Raw genomic sequence first — 21,377 nt, forward strand, 5'->3', positions numbered from 1 at the left:
TGGTCCGAAATCGGCCATCTAGGGGGTCTAGTGGGCATTGAGATCGAGGACAAGTTCGACGTTCCACCCGACTACGAACTACCGGATCTGGGTGCGACGATCGGCCCCAAGAGCTACCAGCTCGTCGCCCTCTACTACGACACCGCCGATCTGCGGCTGGCCAGGCGAGGGGTGACGCTCCGCAGGAGACGCGGAGGCTCCGACCCCGGCTGGCACCTGAAACTGCCCAAGGCCAAGGGCGCGCGGCAGGAGATCACCCACCCGCTGACCCGCAGCATCAAGGTCGTCCCGACCGAGCTGTCCGACCTGGTGCTCGCCTTCACGCGCGGCGCCGACCTGCAGATCGTCGCCGAGCTCGACACCCGGCGCACGGTCGTCCGGCTCGGCAACGACCTGGAGGTCGCCGACGACCGCGTCAAGGGCACCGTGACGGGCGAGGAGCCCAGGGTCGTGCGGTGGCGCGAGGTCGAGGCCGAACTCCTCGACGGCGACCGCAAGCTCCTGGCCAAGGTCGGCAAGAAGATCATGAAGGCCGGCGCGAAACCCGCCGGAGCCGCCAGCAAGCTGGCCCGCCTGCTCGAACCCGCGCCCCTGGAACGCGCCGCCACCGAGCCGGGCAGCGCGGGTGCGGTGGTGGTCGACTACCTGGCCGGGCACGTGGCGGCCCTGCTCTCGCAGGACCCGAGAGTACGGCGGGCGGAAGACGACGCCGTGCACCAGATGCGCGTCGCCTCGCGGCGCATGCGCAGCGCGCTCAAGGCCTTCAAGTCGATCATCACGGACACGGACGAGCTGCAGGAAGAGCTGAAATGGCTCGGCACCGTGCTGGGCGAGGCCCGCGACCTGGAGGTCATCCGGGCCCGCTTCGACGGCCACCTGCGCAGCCTCGCGCCCGAGCTGGTCACCGGCCCGATCCAGACCCGCCTCGGCGAGGACCTGCACCGACGTGAGCAGGAAGCCTACGAGCGCATCCGCGAGGCCCTGCGCGGCGAGCGCTACTTCGCCCTGCTCGACGCGCTCGACCGGCTGGTCTCCGCGCCGAAGCTGACCGGCAAGGCGGGCAAGCCCGCCCAGCAGCAGCTCCCCGCCGCCGCGGCGAAGAACTGGAACCGCGTCACCAGGGCCTACGACACCGCCCAGGCGATCGACGACCCCGAGCGCCGCGAGATCGCCATGCACGACGTGCGCAAGGCCGCCAAGCGTGCCCGCTACACCGCGGAGGCGCTCCGGCCCGCGCTCGGCAAGGACATGGGCAGGCTGGCCAAGCACGCGGAAGCCGTACAGGAGGTTCTGGGCAAGCATCAGGACGGCGTCGTCGCGCAGGAGACCCTGGCCAAGGAGGCCGAGACCGCGCGGCAGGCGGGTGAGGACACCTTCACGTACGGCCTGCTGATCGGGATCGAGCGCAACACGGCCGAGCGCGCGCACGCCGAATTCCCGGCCGTGTGGGCCCGGACGGTCGAAGCGGTCGGCAAGCTGCTCTAACGCGTCAGGTGGTACTCCTCGGCGACCACCCGTTCGCCGAGGCGGTGCCGGACGACGAAGGCGCCCTTGTCGAGGTGCCGCGGGGCGAGCGCGGGGAGCACCTTGCCGTGCGAGCAGACCACCGCGGGCACGCGGATCCCGTCGACCAGGTCGACGGTCTTGTCGGGATCCCACTCCTCCTCGCTGAGCAGGGGCTCCAGGGCCGGGCTCGCGTCTACGGAGTTGAGGAGCGTGCGAAGAAACGGCTCCAGCGTCTGGACGCAGCGCAGGCTCGGCGAGCTGAGCAGCAGCCGGGGCTGGTAGGCGGGCAGGATCTTGGCCAGGATCCTGGCCTGGATCAGCCCGTGGGCGTCGAGCGGGCGCAGCCGGTCGGGTCCCTGCCACGCGTCACGCTCGCCGGCCGTGCCGTGCCGTACGAGCACGAGAGGGACGGTGTCGAGCGGGCGCAGCCGGTCGAGCAGCGCGGCGTCGAACGGGAAGGTCAGGCGGTCCCTGGCGGCGGCCGGATCCAGCCAGACGAGCTCGTCCACCTCGTCGTTCGGGGTGAAATGGCCGGACATGAGGCGTGCCGTCCAGTAGTTCACTCGTTTCGGGCGGCCGTTATGCGTGTAGTCGTGAGCCGGCAGCCGCCGGCCCAGCGTGACCGTGAAGCCGGTCTCCTCCCTGACCTCGCGCAGCGCCGTCACGATGTCGTGCTCGCGCGGCTCGGCCTTGCCCTTGGGAAAGGTCCAGTCGTCGTAGCGCGGCCGGTGCACGACGGCGATCTCGGGAGCGTCAGGGGAGCCGCGCCACACCACGGCTCCCGAGGCCCTGATGGGCTCAGCCGTCAACGGTCCTCCATCGTCTGGTGCCGATCAGGTGGCTCTGCAGGTCGGTGCCCTGGTGCCGGGTCCACGTGCCGTCGGAGTTGAGCCACCACGAGCTGGTCGTCTCCGCCATGGCCAGGTCCATGAGCTCGATCAGGTAGGCCCTGTGCTGCTGGCCGGTCACCTTGACCAGCGCCTCCACGCGGCGGTCGAGGTTGCGGCGCATCAGGTCCGCGCTGCCGATCCACACCTCGGGACGCCTGCCCAGGCCAAACTCGTAGATGCGGGAGTGTTCAAGGAACCGGCCCAGGATGCTCCTGACCCGGATGCTCTCCGACAACTCGGGGATTCCGGGACGCAGCGTGCAGATGCCGCGCACCCAGACGTCCACCGGGACTCCCGCCCGGGAGGCCCGGTAGAGGGCGTCGATCATCTCCTCGTCGACCAGCGAGTTCGTCTTGATCCGGATCCGCGCGGGACGCCCCGCCTGCTGGTGGGCGATCTCCCGCTCGATGCGCGCCAGCAGCCCGCCGCGCAGCGAGTGCGGGGCGACCAGCAGGCGCCGGTAGGCCGAGTGGTTGGAGTAGCCGGTCAGGTGGATGAACAGGTCCGTGACGTCCTCGCCGACCAGCGGATCGGAGGTCAGCAGGCCGAAGTCCTCGTACTGCCTGGCGGTCTTGGGGTTGTAGTTGCCCGTGCCGATGTGGCAGTAGCGCATCAGCTCGCCGTTCGGCTCCTGCCGTACGACAAGCGAGAGCTTGCAGTGCGTCTTGAGGCCCACGACGCCGTAGACCACGTGGCAGCCGGCCTTCTCCAGCTTGCGCGCCCACTCGATGTTGGCGTGCTCGTCGAAGCGCGCCTTGATCTCGACGACCACCACGACCTGCTTGCCCGCCTCGGCCGCGTTGATCAGCGCGTCGACGATGGGGGAGTCGCCGCTGGTCCGGTAGAGCGTCTGCTTGATCGCCAGCACGCGCGGGTCCTCGGCGGCCGACTCGATGAAACGCTGCACGCTGGTGGCGAACGAGTCGTACGGATGCTGGACCAGCAGGTCGCGCTCGCGCAGCACGGCGAAGATGTCGTCCTCGGCGTGTACGGCTTCCGCGGGCACGAACGGGCGGTAGCTCAGCTCCGCGCGATCCAGGTCGGCGATCGCGTGCAGGCCGCTCAGGTCGAGCGGTCCCCGGATGCGGTAGATCTCGTGCGGGGCGACGTCGAGCTCCTGGACCAGGAGCTTGAGCACCTCCGGGGTGATGGTGTCCTCGACCTCCAGCCGGACCGGCGGGCCGAACCTCCGCCTGAGCAGCTCCTTCTCCAGGGCCTGCATGAGGTTCTCCGTGACGTCCTCGTCGACGTCGAGGTCCTCGTTGCGGGTCACGCGGAAGACGTGGTGCTGGACGATCTCCATGCCCTTGAAGAGCTGGCCCAGATGGGCGGCGATCACATCCTCGAGCGGGACGAACCGGTCCTTGGAGGCGGCCACGAACCTGGGCAGCTGCGACGGGACCTTGACCCGGGCGAAGACCGTGTGGTCGGTCACCGGGTTGCGCACGACGACGGCGAGGTTGAGCGACAGTCCGGAAATATAGGGAAACGGGTGGGCGGGGTCCACGGCCAGCGGCGTCAGAACCGGGCGGATCCGCTCCCTGAACAGCTTGCGCAGTTCCGTGCGCTCCTCGCGGCCCAGATCCTCCCAGCGGGCGATTTCGATGCCCTCGGCGGCCAGCTGCGGGCAGATGCGCTCATGGAAGGCCTGGGCGTGCCGCGTGGCCAGCCGGTCGGCGATCGTGCCGATGCGCGCCAGCTCCTCGCGCGGCTTCAGCCCGCTCTTGGTCCGCAACAGCAGGCCCGTCGCCATGCGGCGTTTGAGACCTGCCACCCGCACTCGGAAGAACTCGTCCAGATTGCTGGCGAAGATCGCCAAGAACCGCACTCGCTCGAGAAGGGGAAGCGAGGGATCCTCGGCAAGCTCCAGCACCCGTTCGTTGAACTGCAGCCAGCTCTCCTCACGGTTGAGGAAGCGCTCCTGAGGCAGGGGCAGATCGTTTCCAGGGTGCAGCAGTTCGGCGGACATATTGGTTAATATGCCCAACTAGGTTGAACAATGCGTTAACTTACGCTCAACGACTTACTCTGTCTGTTCCGTTTCTGCTGATTCGATGGCAAGCGGCAGGATCCGCTCCACAATGATCTTCTCGCGGTCCTTCTCCGCCAGCCGCGCCGCACGCTCGGCCAGCCGCGCCTCCCGCTGCCGGAGCTTCTCCGCCCGGTCGGCCGCCTTCTCCGCCTCACGCAGATTGCGCTCGCGTTCCTTCAGATCGCGCTCGCGGGCCTTGTCGGCCTCGCGCTGCTCGCGGATGCGGACCTTCTCGACCTCTCGGCGCTCCTTCTCGCTCAGCTCGCGAGGCTCGTCGCCGTCGAGATCGACAGGCTTGGGCGCCATCGGGCGCGGCGTGTGATTGCGGGTCGCCGCCGTGATCTGCGGGCTGGGGTTGAGCCCCGTCAGGCCGTTCCAGGCCAGGTTCACCAGATGCGCCGCGACCTCCTCGCGGCTGGGCTTGCGCACATCGAGCCACCACTGGCCGGTCAGCGCCACCATGCCCACCAGCATCTGGGCGTACATCGGCGCGAGGTGCGGGTCGTAGCCCCGGCTGTGGAACTCGTCGGCCAGGACGTCCTCGACCTGGCTGGCGATCTCACTGATCAGGCTGGCGAACGTGCCGGTGCCGGAGGCGGCGTGCGAATCGCGCACCAGGATCTGGAAACCCTCGCTGCTCTCCTCGATGTATCGCAGCAACGCCAAGGCCGCGCGCTCCAGCTTGATCAGCGAGTGCGACGCGGCCAGTGCTTCCGTGATCATTCCGAGCAGCTTCTGCATCTCGCGGTCGACCACGACCGCGTAGAGGCCTTCCTTACCACCGAAGTGCTCGTAGACCACCGGCTTGGAAACCTGTGCGTGGGCCGCGACCTCCTCGATGGAGGTCGCGTCGAACCCCTTTTCGGCGAAGAGCGCGCGGCTGATGCGGATCAGCTGTTCGCGGCGCTCTCGGCCGGTCATACGCTTTCGGGGAACGGTCACAGACTCCATCATGTCGAATCACGGCCGGATCGGCCGAATCAGGTCTCCCGCCCGGCCGCTCAGGCGGCCACGCGCTTGGCGGCCAGCCGCTCGGGGTTCGGCCAGCGCACGTCGTGGGCCCAGCCGAGCTTCTCGAAGATGCGGATCGTGCCCGCGGACAGGTCGATCTGACCCTTCAGCGCACCGTGACGGGCGCAGGTCGGCTCGGCGTGGTGCAGGTTGTGCCACGACTCGCCGAAGGACGGGATGGCCAGGATCCACACGTTGCGCGACTTGTCACGCGACTCGAACTCCTCGTCGCCGAACACGTGGCAGATGGAGTTGATGGACCAGGTCACGTGGTGCAGCAGGCCGATGCGGACCAGCGTGGCCCAGAAGAACGCGGTGAACGCGCCCCACCACGACATGGTGATCAGACCACCCAGGATGGCCGGGCCGAACAGCGAGAAGGCGGCGAGCGGGATGAAGGCCTTGTGCAGCTTCACGATGTCCGGGTCCTTGAGCAGGTCCGGAGCGTACTTCTCGCGGTTGGCCCGCTCGGCCTCGAACAGCCAGCCCATGTGCGCGTACAGCAGGCCCTTTGTGACGGCCTTGAAGCTGGTGCCGAACCGCCACGGCGAGTGCGGGTCGCCCTCCTTGTCGGAGAACTTGTGGTGCTTGCGGTGCACCGCCACCCAGTCGAGCACGGACATCTCCAGGCTCAGGCTGCCGGCGACGCCGAGTGCGATCTTCAGGCCGCGCTTGGCCTTGAAGCTGCCGTGGGTGAAGTAGCGGTGGAAGCCCACCGTGACGCCGAGGCCGGAGACGATGTAGAAGACGAAGCCGATGATGACGTCGGTCCAGGTCAGGCCCCAACCCCAGGCGAAGGGCACGGCCGCCGCGAACGCGACGAGCGGGAGTCCGACCACTAGACCGAAGATGGCAAGCTCGGTCTTGGAGCGGCGGGACGGGTCGTGTTCGGGCTTGGGGGTCGGTGCCGGTCGGTCGACGGCGATGGTCATGGGCTACCTCTCACGACACAGATGGGGAAGTATGTCCGAGCTACGCAACCGTAACTTACGCCATCGTAGGTAAGGAACGGCTAAGACGCGAATGTGGGGAAGATGACGTTCTCTGCTGCCCCCTGATGTGGGTTCCATGCCTTGCCTATTTTCGGTCTGTCTGTTATGGGCGGAGGCGTAGGCAGGCGGGGTGCCCCGGCGGGATAAGGGAGTCGGCGGCCGGTGGTGAAGGTCGGTAAGCTTGACCCCTGGAGCCGGGGGCTCCGGGCGATCCGGCGTAGAGTAATTGGCAACTCACCAGATTTTGGTTCTGGGTATTCCAGGTTCGAATCCTGGCGCCGGAGCTGGGCAAGTTCGGGTTCGTGTCCCTCCGCTGACCCGCGGCGGGACAGGCCAGGTATCCTCAGCGTGTCGGGAGGGTAGCGGTGCGGTAGCCGTCGCAACAACGAGCAACACGGCAGCCGTACCCCGAAACCCTGAACCGCCCAGCCACAGGGAGCCTCAATCCGTGAGTGTGCCGCGCCCTAACCCGGTAAGCCCGGCCGCAGTCGTCGTCCTCGCCGCCGGCGAGGGCACCAGGATGAAGAGCCAGACCCCGAAGGTGCTCCACGAGGTCTGCGGTCGCACGCTGGTGGACCACATGCTCGCCGCCGCTCGTGAGCTCGAGCCGGAGCGGCTGATCGTCGTCATCGGCCATGCGCGCGAGCGCGTCGGCGACCATCTCAAGAACACCAGCCCCGACGCGCGGGCGGTGGTGCAGCGTGAGCAGAAGGGCACCGGGCACGCCGTGCGCACGGTGCTGGAGGAGACGGGCACGATCGCGGGCACGGTGCTCGTCACCTACGGCGACACGCCGCTGCTGCGAGCCGAGACGCTGCGCGAGCTGCTCGTACGGCACGCGGAGGAGGGCAACGCGGTCACCGTGTTGTCCGCCGAGGTGCCCAGGCCGACCGGGTATGGCCGGATCGTCCGCGACGCGAACAACAGCGTGCTGGAGATCGTCGAGGAGAAGGACGCCTCCGACGAGCAGCGGGCCATCCGCGAGATCAACTCCGGCGTCTACGCCTTCGACGGGCTGCTGCTGGCCGACGCGGTCAAGCGGGTGTCGACCGACAACGCCCAGGGCGAGGAGTACCTCACCGACGTGCTGTCGATCCTGCGCGAAGAGGGTCACCGGGTGGGCGCCTGGATCGCGGGCGACTACGTCGAGGTCGAGGGTGTCAACGACCGGGTGCAGCTGGCGTTCGCCCGCAGGGTGCTGAACCAGCGCATCCTCGACGCGCACATGCGCGCGGGCGTGACCGTGGTGGATCCGGCCAGCGTGTGGGTCGACGTCCAGGTGGAGCTGGAGCCCGACGTGGTGCTGCACCCGAACACCCAGCTGCACGGCCGTACGATCATCGAGAGCGGCGCCGAGGTGGGTCCGGCGAGCACGCTGACCGACACGCGGGTGGGCGCCGGCGCCGTGGTGCGCAACGCCGTCTGCGACAGCGCGGTGGTCGGTCCCGAGGCGAGCGTCGGGCCGTACGCCTATCTGCGCCCGGGCACGGTGCTGGGGGTCAAGTCGAAGGTCGGCACCTTCGTGGAGACCAAGAACGCCAAGGTGGGCGACCGGGCGAAGGTGCCGCACCTGACGTACGCGGGCGACGCGACGATCGGCGCCGACGCCAACATCGGCGCCTCGACCGTGTTCGTGAACTACGACGGCGTCAACAAGAGCCACACGACCGTGGGCGAGGCCGCCTTCGTGGGCTGTGACACCATGCTCGTCGCACCGGTGAACGTCGGCGACGGCGCTTACACGGCGGCCGGTTCGACGATCACCGACGACGTTCCCCCCGGTGCCATCGGGGTGGCGAGAGCGCGTCAGCGCAACATCGAAAAGTGGGTCTTGCGCAGGCGCGCGGGCACGAAATCGGCCACGGCCGCCCACCGGGCGCTGGCCGACGAGCAAGAGCGGGAGTAGAAGCGTGACGAGCATCAAGCAGCCTGGTGAGAAAGAGCTCATGTTCTTCTCCGGGCGGGCCCACCCGGAGCTGGCCGAGGAGGTGGCCGAGTGTCTTGGCATCTCGCTGACGCCGACCAAGCTCGTCGACTTCGCCAACGGTGAGATTTACGCGCGTTATCTGGAGTCGGTGCGTGGCAGCGACGCGTTCGTGATCCAGTCGCACACGCAGCCGATCAACAAGTGGATCATGGAACAGCTGATCATGGTGGACGCGCTGAAGCGTGCCTCCGCCAAGCGGATCACCGTGGTCATGCCGTTCTTCGGCTACGCGCGGCAGGACAAGAAGGGCCGCGGCCGCGAGCCGATCACGGCCCGGCTGATCGCCGACATCTTCAAGACCGCGGGCGCCGACCGGCTGATGTCGATCGACCTGCACACCTCGCAGATCCAGGGCTTCTTCGACGGCCCGGTCGACCACCTGTTCGCCATGCCGGTGCTGGAGGCCTACCTCAAGGACAAGCTCGACCTGGCCAACACCACGGTCGTCTCGCCCGACACCGGCCGCGTGCGGCTGTCGGAGCGCTGGGCCGACACGCTGGGCACGCCGCTGGCGTTCATCCACAAGCGGCGCGACCTCGACGTGGCCAACTCGGTGAAGGTCAGCGAGGTCGTCGGCAAGGTGCGCGGGCGCACGTGTGTGCTGATCGACGACATGATCGACACCGCGGGCACGATCTGCAAGGCGGCCGACGCGCTGTACGAACAGGGCGCCACCAACGTGATCGTCGCCGCGACCCACGCGGTCTTCTCCGACCCGGCGGTCGACCGGCTGAAGAACTCCCGCATCTCCGAGGTGATCGTCACCAACACGCTGCCGCTGAGCGAGGAGAAGAAGTTCGACAAGCTCACCGTGCTGTCGATCGCGCCGCTGATCGCGCGGGCGATCAGCGAGGTGTTCAACGACGGCTCGGTCACGAGCCTCTTCGAGGGCGAGGCCTGAGCGGGCGTACGGCGGGCGGGCGCGCCCGCCGTACGCAGCAGGTAGGCTTGTGGGGTTGTCCGCGCTCGTAACGCCTTCCGCTAGGGCGGTTGAGGGTGAGCGCGGGATTCCGCAATCGCATCCCTAGGAGATGTCGTGTCCGAAGTACGCATTGCCGCCGAAGCCCGTACGACCTTCGGCAAGGGCGCCGCTCGCAAGATCCGTCGCTCCGACAAGGTTCCCGCCGTCCTGTACGGCCACGGCATCGACCCCAAGCACCTCACCCTGCCGGGTCACGAGATCCTGCTCGCCCTGCGCACGCCCAACGTCCTGATCCGTCTCGAGGGTGACGGCATCGACGAGATGGCCCTGCCCAAGGGTGTGCAGCGCGACCCGATCAAGGGCTTCGTCGAGCACGTCGACCTGCTCCTGGTCAAGCGCGGCGAGAAGGTCACCGTCGACATCCCCGTCACCACCGTCGGCGACGTCAACTCCGAGGGCCTGCTCGACCAGCAGCTCGTCTCGATCTCGGTCGAGGCCGAGGCCACCCACATCCCGACCGGCATCGAGGTCGACGTCGAGGGCCTGGAGGTCGGCACCCAGATCCTGGCCGGCGACCTGAAGCTGCCGCAGGGCGCGACCCTGGCCGCCGACCCCGAGGCTCTGGTGCTGCACGTCACCGCCAAGCCGACCGAGGAGCCCGAGGCCGAGGCCGCCGAGGGCGAGAGCGCCGAGGCTGCCGAGGGCGAGAGCGCCGAGGCCGCCGAGGGCGACAACGCCGAGTAGTCATCCGTCTGAAACGGGGCAGTCCGCGGGCTGCCCCGTTTCGGCATAAGCGGGGATCTGATGGATCGTTGGTTGATCGTCGGGCTGGGCAATCCCGGTCCTGAATACGCGGGCAACCGGCACAATGCCGGCTTCATGACGCTCGACGAGCTGGCCGCGCGCGCCGGCGGACGCTTCAAGGTGCACAGGAGCCGGGCCGAGCTGCTGGAGACGCCCAAGGCGGTGCTGGCCAAGCCGCTGACCTACATGAACCTGTCCGGCGGTCCCACCAAGCTGCTGTCCGACTTCTACAAGATCCCGGTGGAGCGCGTCATCGTCGTACACGACGAGCTCGACGTGCCGTACGGCGCGATGCGCGCCAAACTGGGCGGCGGCGACAACGGCCACAACGGGCTCAAGTCGATCACCAAGTCGATGGGTTCGCGCGACTACCTGCGGGTGCGGTTCGGCATCGGCCGCCCGCCCGGCCGGATGGACGCGGCCTCGTTCGTGCTGAAGGACTTCGCCACCGCCGAGCGCAAGGATCTGCCGTTCCTGGTCGACCGGTCGGCCGACGTGGTCGAGTCGCTCATGGAGCGCGGCCTGGAGGCGACGCAGAACTCCTTCCACGCGCTCGACCTGAACATTTCCGGCCCTCCTCGCTGATCGCCGCATAGAACCGTTCGCCTGTGCCGGGTCGACCGGGTCGCTACGCTCTGGTGACTATCTGTTGACCTGTGGTCACGTGGAGGCGTGCGTGCACAACGGCGAAGGGCTGATGACCGTCGTCCGATCGGAACCGGTCGTCACCTGGCGCGCCGATCCTCGCAGGCCGGCCTGGGTGCGCCCGTACCTCCTGCGCGCGTTCGCCTCGGATCTGACCTGCGCCGGGGCCGGGGCGGCCGTCGCCTTCCTCGTGCGTTTCGGCGAGGTGACCTCCTACGCCACGCCGTACATCGTGCTGAGCCTGGCCCTGCCGCTCGCCTGGGTGTGCGCGATCGCGCTGAACCGGGCCTACGAGCCGCGCATGCTGGGCATCGGCTCGGAGGAGTTCCGCCGGGTCGTGCAGTGCGGGCTGGTGCTGATCACCGCGCTGGCCGTCTGCGCCTACGCCACCAAGACCGAGGTCGCGCGCGGGTACGTCGTGGTGGCGCTGCCGCTGACCGTGGTGCTGACCCTGGTCTTCCGGTACGGCCTGCGCCGCGCGTTGCACCGGCGCCGGGCCGCGGGCGAGTGCATGCGGCGGGTCGTCGCGGTGGGGCATGCCGCGGCGATCGCCGACCTGGTGACACGCTTCCGCACCGAGCGCTACCACGGCATGGAGGTGGTGGCCGCCTGCCTGCCGCGTGACGTTCCCGGCAGGCAGATCGAGAACGTGCCGGTGCTGGGGGCGTTCGCCGACGTGGCCCTGGTGGTGGGGCAGTGCGAGGCCGACACGGTGGCGGTGCTGGCCTGCCCCGAGATGGACGGGGTGGCGCTCAGGCGGCTGGCCTGGCGGCTGGAGCGCACGCACACGGAGCTGGTCGTGGCGCCCGCGCTGATGGAGGTCGCCGGCCCGCGCACCACGATCAGGCCCGCCGCGGGGCTGCCGCTGCTTCATGTGGAGCATCCCGAGCTGGCCGGGGCCAGGCAACTGGTGAAGAACTGCTTCGACCGTGTCGTCGCGCTGGCGATGCTGGTCGTGCTGGCGCCGGTGCTGGTGACGCTGGCGCTTGCCGTACGGCTGACCAGCTCAGGACCCGCCCTGTTCCGTCAGACGCGGGTGGGGCGCGACGGGCGGACGTTCACGATCCTGAAGTTCCGCACCATGTGGCGCGACGCGGAGAACCGGAAGATCACGCTGACCAGCGACAGCGCAGGCGTGCTCTTCAAGATCCGCAACGATCCGCGGATCACGCCGCTGGGGGCCAGGATGCGCCGCCACTCGCTCGACGAGCTGCCGCAGCTGATCAACGTGCTGCTCGGGCACATGTCATTGGTGGGTCCACGGCCTCCGCTGCCGGAGGAGGTGGCCCGTTACGGCGACGACGTGCGCAGACGGCTGCTGGTGCGTCCCGGGCTGACCGGGTTGTGGCAGGTGAGCGGGAGATCCGACCTGTCGTGGGAGGAATCCGTGCGGCTCGACCTGCGTTACGTGGAGAACTGGTCCCTCATGCTCGATCTGCAGATCCTATGGAAGACTTGGTCGGCCGTAGCACGCGGGCAAGGAGCCTATTGATGACGATTCGCGACGACCACGATCTGGCCGCCGATCTGGCGACCGCGGCCGGCGAGTCGCTCCTGAAACTCCGCGCCGACCTCGGCTTCGAGCATCCTCCCGCGCTGCGTGCCGAGGGTGACCGCGCGTCGCACGTCTTCCTGATGGAGTCGCTGGCCCGGCTCCGGCCCTCCGACTCCGTGCTGTCGGAGGAGGCCACGCGCGAGGAACGCGAGAACCCGCGCCGCCAGCAGGCGCAGCGGGTGTGGATCGTCGACCCGCTCGACGGCACGCGCGAGTTCGCCGAGGAAGGGCGCGCCGACTGGGCCGTGCACGTCGCGCTGTGGGAGCGCGGCTCGCTGGTGGCGGGCGCCGTGGCGCTGCCCGCGCAGGGACGATGCCTGGGTACGGCCGCGCCCGTGCCGTTGCGGCGGTTCGAGGGAGGGCGCTTCCGCATCGCGGTCAGCCGCACCCGGCCGCCGGAGTTCGTGCAGAAGCTCGCCTACCTGCTGGGCGCCGACCTGGTGCCGATCGGCTCGGCCGGGGCGAAGATCGCCGCCGTGCTGACCGGCGAGGTCGAGGCTTACGTGCATGCCGGGGGGCAGTACGAATGGGATTCTGCGGCGCCGGTGGCGGTAGCGCAGGCGGCCGGGGCGCACGCGAGCAGAATCGACGGCTCAGAGCTGACCTACAACCAAGTCGACCCGACCCTTCCGGATATCCTTGTTTCCCTACCGGAGCTGGCGCCTTCCCTGCTCGCCGGAATCCGGGACCTGCACCGCTAGAGGAGATCGGATGCTGCAGCAGCGCGACTACACCACGTCGCAACTCGACGTGCTCGAGGCCGAAGCCATTCACATCATGCGCGAGGTCGCGGCCGAATTCGAGCGCCCGTGTCTGCTCTTCTCGGGCGGAAAAGACTCGATCGTCATGCTGCGCATCGCGGAGAAGGCCTTCTGGCCCGCGCCGATCCCCTTCCCGCTGATGCACATCGACACCGGGCACAACTTCCCCGAAGTGCTGGAGTTCCGCGACCGCCGCAGCGAGGAGCTCGGCGCGCGGCTCGTCGTCGCCCTCGTGCAAGACTCCATCGACGCCGGACGCGTCGCCGAGGAGACCGGGCGCCGCGCCTCGCGCAACCGCCTGCAGACCACGACGCTGCTCGACGCCATCGAGGACAACGAGTTCGACGCCGTCTTCGGCGGCGCGCGCCGCGACGAGGAGAAGGCCCGCGCCAAGGAGCGCGTGTTCTCCTTCCGCGACGAGTTCGGCCAGTGGGACCCGAAGAACCAGCGTCCCGAGTTGTGGAACCTCTACAACGCGCGCATCCGCAAGGGTGAGCACATCCGCGTCTTCCCGCTGTCCAACTGGACCGAGCTCGACATCTGGGACTACATCCGGCGCGAAGGCATCGAGATCCCCTCGATCTACTTCGCCCACACCCGGAGCGTCTTCGAGCGCGACGGCATGCTCCTGGCCGACAGCGAGTTCGTCACCCGCGGCGACGACGAGCCGGTCTTCGAGGCCGTGGTCCGCTACCGCACCGTCGGCGACCTGACGATCACCGGAGCCGTCCAGTCGACGGCGGCGACCGTCGAGGCGATCATCGAGGAGATCGCCGCCACCCGGTTGACCGAGCGCGGCGCCACCCGCGCCGACGACCGCTCCTCCGAGGCCGCTATGGAAGACCGCAAGCGTGAGGGTTACTTCTGATCATGGACATTCTGCGTTTCGCCACCGCCGGCTCCGTTGACGACGGAAAGTCCACCCTCATCGGACGCCTGCTCTTCGACTCCAAGGCGATCTTCGAAGACCAGCTCGAAGCCGTCGAGCGCACCTCGCGCGACCGCGGCACCGAGTACACCGACCTGTCGCTGCTGACCGACGGCCTGCGCGCCGAACGCGAGCAGGGCATCACCATCGACGTCGCCTACCGCTACTTCGCCACGCCCCGGCGCAAGTTCATCATCGCCGACACGCCCGGCCACATCCAGTACACCCGCAACATGGTCACCGGCGCCTCCACCGCCGACCTGGCCATCATCCTGATCGACGCCCGCAAGGGCGTGCTGGAGCAGTCGCGCCGCCACGCCTTCCTCACCTCGCTGCTGCGGGTGCCGCACCTCGTCCTGGCCGTCAACAAGATGGACCTCGTCGACTACTCCCAGGAACGCTTCGAGGAGATCCGCGAGGAGTTCACCTCCTTCGCGTCCAAGCTGAACGTCTCCGACCTCACGTTCATCCCGATCTCCGCGCTGCACGGCGACAACGTCGTGTCCCGCTCGGAGAACACGCCCTGGTACCAGGGATCGTCGCTGCTGCACCACCTGGAGAACGTGCACATCGCCTCCGACCGCAACCTGGTCGACGTGCGCTTCCCCGTGCAGTACGTCATCCGGCCCCAGAAGGCCACCGACCCGGCCTTCCACGACTACCGCGGCTACGCCGGCCAGGTGGCCGGAGGCGTCCTCAAGCCCGGCGACGAGGTCCTGCACCTGCCGTCGGGACTGGCGACCAGGATCGCCTCCATCGACACCTTCGACGGCCCCGTCGAGGAGGCCTTCCCGCCCATGTCGGTGACCCTCCGGCTGGAGGACGACATCGACATCTCGCGGGGCGACATGATCTGCCGGCCCAACAACCAGCCGCAGGCCGCCCAGGAGCTCGAGGCGATGGTGTGCTGGATGACCGACGCGGTCAAGCTCGCTCCGCGGTCGAAGCTGACGATCAAGCACACGACGCGTACGGCGCGGGCGCTGGTGCGAGACGTGCACTACCGGCTCGACGTCAACACGCTGCACCGCGACGAGACGGCCACCGCGCTGGGGCTCAACGAGATCGGGCGGGTGTCCTTGCGGGTCACCCATCCGCTGTTCGTGGACGAGTACTCACGCAATCGGCTGACCGGCGGGTTCATTCTGGTGGAGGAGGGGAGCAACACCACCGTGGGCGCGGGCATGATCGTCGACGCTCGGGGGTAGGTTGCTCACTTTTCACCGCATCCCCCATTCGCCCGCCCCCGGTCCTGCGCGGGGCGGGGGGTGGTCTGGCAGCAGGCGTTGTGGGCCGCGCGGGCTCTCGCTGCTCGGGGCATTTCGCCGTTGCCGACGCTCATGTTTCACGGCTTTCGGGGACGCTCGTGGAGGTGGAGATCGCGTGGGCGGCGAGCGTGTGGATGGCCGCGTACAACGCACGGGAGATGGCACTGTGCGGTGGCCCGTCGGCGGGCGGTGACGCGCTTCGGGCACAGTCGGCCGAGCGGCTGCGCCGGGCGAAGGTTTCCTGAACCCTGCCAAGCCGGCTCAGAGCTGTGCCCGCAGCAGCGCCGCCTGCTCGGCCCGGACCTCGAACGGCACCTCGACCTTGGACGGATCCGGCTGCACGAATCCGTCGCCCTCGAAGCGCGGGATCACGTGCACGTGCAGGTGGTGAAGCACCTGCCCCGGAATCGCGTTGTTCTGCTGCACGATGCTGCCCACCGCCCCGAATGCCCGCGGCACGGCGCCCACCACGCGGCTCACCAGCTCGAACACCTCACCTCGCACCTCGGCCGATGCCGTGTCCAGGCTGGTGACGTGTGCGGTGGGCAGGACCAGGCAGTGTCCCGGGTTCCGGGGGCGCTGCGAGGGGACGGGCACGACGTAGGCGTTGGCCGTGCGCCATGCGACGAGTTCGGCGTCGGCTTCGCCGGCCCCGATGAGGCAGAACGGGCAGGGGGTCACCAGGCGATGATGGCTCAGTCCAGGATCTCGACGTAACCCTCGGTGCCGTGGACGCGGATGCGCTGCCCGTCCTCGATGAGCCTGGTGGCCTGCTCCACGCCCACCACCGCCGGCAGGCCGTACTCCCGGGCGATCACCGCCCCGTGCGTCATCAGCCCGCCCACCTCCGTCACGAGCCCGGCGACGGTGACGAACAGCGGGGTCCAGCTGGGGTCGGTGTAGGCGGTGACGAGGATGTCGCCCGGTTCCAGGTCGGCCTCGGCCATGTCCTTGACGACGCGGGCGCGGCCCTCGACGGTGCCGGCGGAGACGGGCAGGCCGGAGAGGGCGCCGGGTGGGGCGTCGTCGCGGCGGTACTGGCCGGTGAGGGCCTCGCCGTCCGAGGTGAGGACGCGGGGCGGGGTGAGCGTCTCGTATGTACGGAACGCCGCGCGCCTCTCCTGGATGAGCGCGGCGTCGGCCTCGCCGGTGCGCACGACGTCCTGCAGCTCCTGGAAGCGCAGGTAGAAGATGTCGTCCCGCTCCCGCAGGACGCCGGCCTGGACGAGGCGGTCGGCTTCGCGCAGCAGCGCCTGCTTGTAGACGAAGTAGCGGCTGATCATGCCGTACTTGGGATATTCGCGGTAGCCGGCGAAGGTGCGGACGCGGTCGATGTTCCGCTTGGTCTCCTCGGCCTTGCGCTCCCCGTCGGGGAGGTCGCGCAGCCGCGTCAGCAGGTCCTGCTCCTTGCGGCGTGCCTCCTCCAGTCCCTGCTCGAAGTGCCGCCTGCCGGCGCCCGGCTCGAAGTTCTTGACGTTGCCGAGGAGGGTGGGGACGAGCGTGGCGGGGTGCTCGCTCCAGCGGGTTCTGGTGATGTCGATCTCGCCCGCGCAGCGCATGCCGTACCTGTCGAGGTAGGCCTGGATGGCGTCGCGCGCTTCCCGGCCGCCGGGCAGGCCGGCCAGGTCGTCCAGGGAGCCGCCGCGTTCCAGGTGGGCCACCACTTCGGCGTGCGGGCGGATGGTGTCGGCGACGTCGAGCAGGGCCAGGCCCATCTCCGACGTGACGTTGTGCGGGACCGACTGGGTCAGGACGTCGGCGGCGTTCTTCTCGCCCAGCCACTCGTCGAGGTGGTCGTTGAGCCACCAGGCCGCGTCCATCCCCGTCATGATCGCCTGGATGCTCCTGGGCTCGAACAGGACACGCTTCAGCTCCGCGATGTCGGCGTGGACGAAGTCGAGCAGCGCCGTGCCGTACAGGTCCTTGATCGTGTCCTTGAGCGTGGCCAGCGACTCCTCGCTGCGCTGGATGAGTTCGGTGACGAGGGCCGGGTCGGTCTCGATCGGGGCGGGCTCGGCTGCGGCGGGCGGCGCGGCGGCGGGCTCGTCGGGGACGGGGCGGATGAAGTCGCCGCGGTCGAGGATGGTCCGCAGCGCGTCGCGGGTCAGCGGGTCGGCCTTGCCCAGCGTGTCGATCATGGTCGCGCGGCCCGCCGCCGTCGCCAGGAGCGGCGCGACGTCGACGAACAGACGACCGCCCGCCTCGGACATCGGCCGCGGCGTCGTCATCTGCCAGAACGACAACCCCAGCGGCTTCATTGCGTCGGTCATCATCTGCTGGTGGCCGACGGAGAGGTACACGTGGTTCTCGCCGTCGTCGGTCGCGGGGATCGGGAAGAGCGTGGTGATCGCCCGGCTCTGGACGATGTGGAAGTCGTCGCCGGTCAGGCACCACTCGATGTCCTGAGGGCGTGCGAAGTGCTCCTCGATGCGCCTGCCGAGCCGGACCAGGCGCAGCACCTGGTCGTCCGACAGGACCGGCTGACTCTGCCGCCGCCCCTCGACCGGGGCGTCCCGGACGCCGCCGCCCGGTGACGGCACGACGGCGTGCCGCTTGGCGGCGACGGTCGAGGCGACGACCTGGTCGTCGCGCACGGTATAGACGTCGCCGGTCACCAGGCCGGCGACGAGCGCCTCGCCGAGCCCCCAGCCGGCCTCCACGGTGGCGATCTTGCGGTTCGAGGTCACGGGGTCGGCGGTGAACAGGATCCCCGCCGCGTCGGCGAACACCATCTCCTGGACGACCACGGCCATCCGCACCTTGCGGTGGTCGTAGCCGTTACGGCACCGGTAGGTCACGGCCCGCTCGGTGAACAGCGAGGCCCAGCATTTCCGGACATGCAGCAGGACCGCCTCCAGGCCGACGATGTTCAGGTAGGAGTCCTGCTGCCCGGCGAACGACGCGGTCGGCAGGTCCTCGGCCGTCGCGCTGGACCGTACGGCATAGGCGGTCCGCTCGCCGCGCCGGGCGAGGGCCGCGCCGATCGCCTCCGCGAGGTCGCCTGGTACGGCGAGGCCTTCGATCACGCGGCGGATGCCGGCGCTCAGCGAGCCGATGGCCTCACGGTCGTCCGGCTCCACCTGCGCCAGCCGGTCGAGGTGCTCGCCGATCGACGGCGACCCGGCCACGGCCCGCTGGAAGACGTCCGTCGTGACACAGAAGCCGTACGGCACGCGCACGCCGTCGATGCGGGAGAGCTCACCCAGATGCGCGCCCTTGCCGCCCACGTCGGCGATGTCCGCCGAGCCGATGTGCTCGAAACCCAAGACGTCAGCCAATTGCCTCGCTCCATAGATCGGGTGTCTGGGTGATGTGCCCCGGTCGGTCCGGTCTCATTCTGTACGGCGGCGCCGGGCTTCGTAGATCGTTGCGCTGATGCGCGCCCCGCCCGATGGCCTCGCCGTCGATCAGATCCACGCGAAACGGAGACATTCCAGAATCGGCCGTCTGCCGGCGCCAGGAGTGACGGCCACCGCGGACAGCGCCGCGCGGATGAGGGCGTGGCGCAGTTCCGGTTCCAGGTCGATGAACTTCTGCGCCAACGCGACGGTGGCCGCGTCGACGGCGTGGGCCTCGAGGCCGTCCGGGGAAGCGGCCTGGCGCAGCACCAGCACGACGACCAGCGTCTCCAGCTCGTCAGCCGGCGCCCAGACCGGACAGGGACGCGGGCACCTGTACACGCTCCGGTCGCGGGCCGCGGCCTCCCTGACGAGATGGACCGCGTGGTCCGCACACCAGAGCAGCCCGGCCGGCAACGCGTCCGTCATCGCGTGCGCTACCGGCTGACGTCCAGGGCCGTCTCGACCAATTCGAGCGTCTGGACGATGTGCCGGCGATGAACGCGGGGGAGCCGGCCGTACAGGGCCGCGGTCCTGACAGCACGATGATGCGAACCGATCGCCCTCGCGGCGACGGCGTAGGCGGATCCGGCGCAGACTCGACGCGGCTCCTGCGCGGAAAGCACGGCAGCGGCCCGGGTGACCTGCTCGGCCCCTCCGGCGATGGCCGCCTGGGAGGTGTCGGCCAGCATCGCCCTGAACCCGTCGCGTGCGGCTCGGAGCGCGGGCGTGACGTGCGCGTGCACCCGCTCGCACGGGTCCGGGCCGGGCTCCCGCCAGGCGTCGACGCCGGTCGACGATATCCACGCGGCAGGCACCACCACGGCGAGCAGCGTCAGCGTGCGGAGAAGCGGCCGCGGCCTCATCGCGCCGGCCTGCACGCGCAGAAGCCCCGGGCCAGGATGAGGTGGACCCGAGCACAGGTGTAGGCCTCCCGCCCGGGCGCGGGCAGCACCCCTTGGCACCTGACACAGGTCAGCGGCGCCTCGGCCTGATCCGGCTCTTCCGGTAACTCCAGCATGAAATGGCTCCCCGTCGCATGTCGGATGGGGGCGGGAGTGGGCTCGCGCCGAACGCGCGTCGCACTCACCCCCGAGATCGCCCCCACCATGGAACGGCACCCAGCCGACCCCCAGTCGCGGATGCGTTCCGTGACGATCACATTACCGATGGTTGGCTTTGCGTGCATAGCGATTGCGCAATTGCGCAATCCGTGGTCGCCAGAGGGGAAGGCGCCCTCCGTCGCGCGCCACTATCCTGAGCTGTTCACACCTGGTCCCTAACCGGTCACGCTCCGAACTGCGAACGGCCGCCCAGCCGCCGGAGCGCCGATCGCCCCCACCCTCCAGGAGCTGGCTGATGATGTCGGTACCGCTGTACGAAGCCAAGGCCGAGCTGTTTCGCCTGCTGGGCCATCCCGTGCGCATCCGCGTGCTCGAACTGCTGCAGGAGGGGCCGAAGCCGGTCCGCGACCTGCTCGCCGTGATCGACGTCGAGGCGACGGGCCTGTCGCAGCACCTCGCCGTCCTGCGCCGCTCGGGCGTCGTGAGCGCGCAACGCGACGGGTCGACGATGGTGTACAGCCTCGCGGGGGGAGACGTGGCGGAGCTGATGCGGGCGGCACGGGTGCTGCTCACGCAGAAGCTGGCGGGGCAGTACGACCTGCTGCTCGAACTGCGTCAGGGCGACGAGGACGAGCCGGCGGACTGAGCGACGAAGTTTGTCGGTGCTCGTCGTTACGATCTCGCCCATGATCGAACGCATGGACGAAAGAGTCCAGCCCGCCTGGGTGCCCCGGCGTGACTACTACGAAGCCGTGACAAGAGACCCCGTCATGGCCGTGCTCGACATCGACGGCGAGGGGCCGCGCTACCTGCTCGCCGTGCGCCCCTGATCTCAGGCGGGCGGGCGGACGGCCGCGTACTGGATGGCCTGGCCGACGAGCCGTCCCTTGGAGTCCCACGCGTGCGCCGTCTCGTCCATGCGCTCCCCGGTGATGTCCCCCGCGCTGAGCCGTACCCTCACCGGTCCGGGTGCGGGGAGGCGGCGGAGGTAGGCCGTGAGCTGGATGGTCGGCACCCATCCCGGGATGCCGAGGTCGAGCGATACCGGCGGCACCGGGTCGAGGGCGACGAGCAGCGACAGCGGGTCCCAGTCCGAACCGTCCGCGAGGCGCTGCCAGCCGGCGATGTGGCCGCGGCGGGCGGGGGAGCCGAAGGCGAAGCCGATGTGTTCGGGGTGGAGGTGCTGCTCCACGACGTCCATGAGCGGGATGTGGAAGCCGCCGGGCGCCTGTGAGGGGGTGCGGAAGCACGAGATCTCGTCGGGGAGGTCGACGGGGTCGAGGCCCGACCACCAGGGGTCGGCGTCGTCGAGGGTGCCGAGCGTGACCATGGCTTCTGTGCACAGGGTGGAGCCCTGCCACAGCTGGGTGCGGATCTGGGCGGTGGTTCGGCCGGCGCGCAGGGGGTCGGCGGTGACGCGGGCGGGCCCGGCTTCCGGGGCGCTGAGGAACGTGCCGCTGATGGCGGTGACGTGGGGGAGCCCGGACGACGAACCCAGTGCGGCGCGTCCGAGGAGTCCGAGCAGGTAGCCGCCGTGCAGCTTGGCGCCGACCGCCCACTGCGGGTCCAGGGTGACAGAACCATCGGCGCCGATGGCGGTTGCGTCAGCGAATGTGCCCATATGCCCCAGGTTGACACCGTCAACCTGACGATGTCAACGTGCAAGGATGGCGA

Annotated in this window: 20 protein-coding genes and 1 tRNA gene; 12 read left to right on the forward strand and 9 right to left on the reverse strand. The window is 69.4% G+C overall.

What is annotated here, in order from left to right; all coding sequences use genetic code 11:
• Nucleotides 1–30 precede the first annotated feature (30 nt).
• Nucleotides 31–1,485, forward strand: a complete 1,455-nt coding sequence (locus tag HNR30_RS34395) for a CYTH and CHAD domain-containing protein (protein WP_181614274.1) — start codon at nucleotides 31–33, stop codon at nucleotides 1,483–1,485.
• Here the strand turns inward: HNR30_RS34395 and HNR30_RS34400 are convergent.
• The 4 genes from HNR30_RS34400 to HNR30_RS34415 all read right to left on the reverse strand — a co-directional run bounded on the left by HNR30_RS34400 (nucleotide 1,482) and on the right by HNR30_RS34415 (nucleotide 6,371).
• A complete protein-coding gene (locus HNR30_RS34400) occupies nucleotides 1,482–2,315 on the reverse strand; it encodes an NUDIX hydrolase (RefSeq protein WP_181614275.1) in 834 nt (277 codons plus the stop codon). The genes HNR30_RS34395 and HNR30_RS34400 overlap by 4 nt on opposite strands.
• Nucleotides 2,305–4,365 carry an RNA degradosome polyphosphate kinase gene (locus tag HNR30_RS34405; protein ID WP_181614276.1) on the reverse strand — a complete coding sequence of 687 codons (2,061 nt, stop codon included), beginning with the start codon at nucleotides 4,363–4,365 and terminating at the stop codon, nucleotides 2,305–2,307. The genes HNR30_RS34400 and HNR30_RS34405 overlap by 11 nt, the downstream gene beginning before the upstream one ends.
• 54 nt (nucleotides 4,366–4,419) lie before the next feature.
• Nucleotides 4,420–5,349: a TetR/AcrR family transcriptional regulator gene (locus HNR30_RS34410; protein ID WP_181614277.1), complete on the reverse strand. Its 930-nt coding sequence runs from the start codon at nucleotides 5,347–5,349 to the stop codon at nucleotides 4,420–4,422.
• A gap of 80 nt (nucleotides 5,350–5,429) precedes the next feature.
• Nucleotides 5,430–6,371, reverse strand: a complete 942-nt coding sequence (locus HNR30_RS34415; RefSeq protein ID WP_181614278.1) for an acyl-CoA desaturase — start codon at nucleotides 6,369–6,371, stop codon at nucleotides 5,430–5,432.
• Between the two features lie 271 nt (nucleotides 6,372–6,642).
• On the opposite strand from HNR30_RS34415, the gene HNR30_RS34420 reads away from it, so the two are divergent.
• The 9 genes from HNR30_RS34420 to cysN all read left to right on the forward strand — a co-directional run bounded on the left by HNR30_RS34420 (nucleotide 6,643) and on the right by cysN (nucleotide 15,241).
• A tRNA-Gln gene (locus tag HNR30_RS34420) sits at nucleotides 6,643–6,715 on the forward strand.
• A 164-nt stretch (nucleotides 6,716–6,879) separates the two neighbouring features.
• Nucleotides 6,880–8,337 (forward strand): bifunctional UDP-N-acetylglucosamine diphosphorylase/glucosamine-1-phosphate N-acetyltransferase GlmU, encoded by a 1,458-nt coding sequence (glmU, locus tag HNR30_RS34425; protein ID WP_181614279.1) that lies wholly within the window; start codon nucleotides 6,880–6,882, stop codon nucleotides 8,335–8,337.
• A 4-nt stretch (nucleotides 8,338–8,341) separates the two neighbouring features.
• Entirely contained in the window at nucleotides 8,342–9,319 is a 978-nt protein-coding gene (locus tag HNR30_RS34430; protein WP_181614280.1) for a ribose-phosphate diphosphokinase, read from the forward strand.
• A 135-nt stretch (nucleotides 9,320–9,454) separates the two neighbouring features.
• Nucleotides 9,455–10,084, forward strand: a complete 630-nt coding sequence (locus HNR30_RS34435) for a 50S ribosomal protein L25/general stress protein Ctc (RefSeq protein ID WP_181614281.1) — start codon at nucleotides 9,455–9,457, stop codon at nucleotides 10,082–10,084.
• A gap of 60 nt (nucleotides 10,085–10,144) precedes the next feature.
• Nucleotides 10,145–10,729 carry an aminoacyl-tRNA hydrolase gene (gene pth, locus HNR30_RS34440; protein ID WP_181614282.1) on the forward strand — a complete coding sequence of 195 codons (585 nt, stop codon included), beginning with the start codon at nucleotides 10,145–10,147 and terminating at the stop codon, nucleotides 10,727–10,729.
• 112 nt (nucleotides 10,730–10,841) lie between these two features.
• Nucleotides 10,842–12,281, forward strand: a complete 1,440-nt coding sequence (locus tag HNR30_RS34445) for a sugar transferase (protein WP_181614618.1) — start codon at nucleotides 10,842–10,844, stop codon at nucleotides 12,279–12,281.
• The gene (locus HNR30_RS34450; RefSeq protein ID WP_181614283.1) at nucleotides 12,281–13,045 is read left to right on the forward strand and encodes a 3'(2'),5'-bisphosphate nucleotidase CysQ; all 765 of its coding nucleotides are present in this window, start codon (nucleotides 12,281–12,283) and stop codon (nucleotides 13,043–13,045) included. Before HNR30_RS34445 ends, HNR30_RS34450 begins: the two co-directional genes overlap by 1 nt.
• A 10-nt stretch (nucleotides 13,046–13,055) precedes the next feature.
• Nucleotides 13,056–13,973 (forward strand): sulfate adenylyltransferase subunit CysD, encoded by a 918-nt coding sequence (gene cysD / locus HNR30_RS34455; protein WP_181614284.1) that lies wholly within the window; start codon nucleotides 13,056–13,058, stop codon nucleotides 13,971–13,973.
• 2 nt (nucleotides 13,974–13,975) lie between these two features.
• Nucleotides 13,976–15,241: a sulfate adenylyltransferase subunit CysN gene (gene cysN, locus HNR30_RS34460; RefSeq protein WP_376771772.1), complete on the forward strand. Its 1,266-nt coding sequence runs from the start codon at nucleotides 13,976–13,978 to the stop codon at nucleotides 15,239–15,241.
• A 321-nt stretch (nucleotides 15,242–15,562) separates the two neighbouring features.
• On the opposite strand, the gene HNR30_RS34465 is transcribed toward cysN, so the two are convergent.
• The 4 genes from HNR30_RS34465 to HNR30_RS34480 all read right to left on the reverse strand — a co-directional run bounded on the left by HNR30_RS34465 (nucleotide 15,563) and on the right by HNR30_RS34480 (nucleotide 19,505).
• Nucleotides 15,563–15,982 (reverse strand): HIT family protein, encoded by a 420-nt coding sequence (locus tag HNR30_RS34465; RefSeq protein WP_181614285.1) that lies wholly within the window; start codon nucleotides 15,980–15,982, stop codon nucleotides 15,563–15,565.
• Nucleotides 15,983–15,996: 14 nt separating this feature from the next.
• Nucleotides 15,997–18,579 (reverse strand): rifamycin-inactivating phosphotransferase, encoded by a 2,583-nt coding sequence (rph, locus tag HNR30_RS34470; RefSeq protein WP_181614286.1) that lies wholly within the window; start codon nucleotides 18,577–18,579, stop codon nucleotides 15,997–15,999.
• Nucleotides 18,580–18,708: 129 nt separating this feature from the next.
• Entirely contained in the window at nucleotides 18,709–19,068 is a 360-nt protein-coding gene (locus tag HNR30_RS34475) for a hypothetical protein (protein WP_181614287.1), read from the reverse strand.
• Nucleotides 19,069–19,076: 8 nt separating this feature from the next.
• Nucleotides 19,077–19,505, reverse strand: a complete 429-nt coding sequence (locus HNR30_RS34480; RefSeq protein WP_181614288.1) for a hypothetical protein — start codon at nucleotides 19,503–19,505, stop codon at nucleotides 19,077–19,079.
• 496 nt (nucleotides 19,506–20,001) lie between these two features.
• Here HNR30_RS34480 and HNR30_RS34485 point away from each other — a divergent pair, with 496 nt between their 5' ends.
• Both HNR30_RS34485 and HNR30_RS34490 read left to right on the forward strand, forming a co-directional pair.
• Nucleotides 20,002–20,349 (forward strand): ArsR/SmtB family transcription factor, encoded by a 348-nt coding sequence (locus HNR30_RS34485; RefSeq protein WP_181614620.1) that lies wholly within the window; start codon nucleotides 20,002–20,004, stop codon nucleotides 20,347–20,349.
• Between the two features lie 40 nt (nucleotides 20,350–20,389).
• Nucleotides 20,390–20,533, forward strand: a complete 144-nt coding sequence (locus HNR30_RS34490; RefSeq protein WP_181614289.1) for a hypothetical protein — start codon at nucleotides 20,390–20,392, stop codon at nucleotides 20,531–20,533.
• 2 nt (nucleotides 20,534–20,535) lie between these two features.
• Here the strand turns inward: HNR30_RS34490 and HNR30_RS34495 are convergent, their stop codons facing one another.
• A complete protein-coding gene (locus HNR30_RS34495) occupies nucleotides 20,536–21,324 on the reverse strand; it encodes a thioesterase family protein (protein ID WP_181614290.1) in 789 nt (262 codons plus the stop codon).
• Between the last annotated feature and the right edge of the window lie 53 nt (nucleotides 21,325–21,377).

The organism is Nonomuraea soli, from assembly GCF_013761175.1.
Classification (GTDB): Bacteria; Actinomycetota; Actinomycetes; order Streptosporangiales; family Streptosporangiaceae; genus Nonomuraea; species Nonomuraea soli.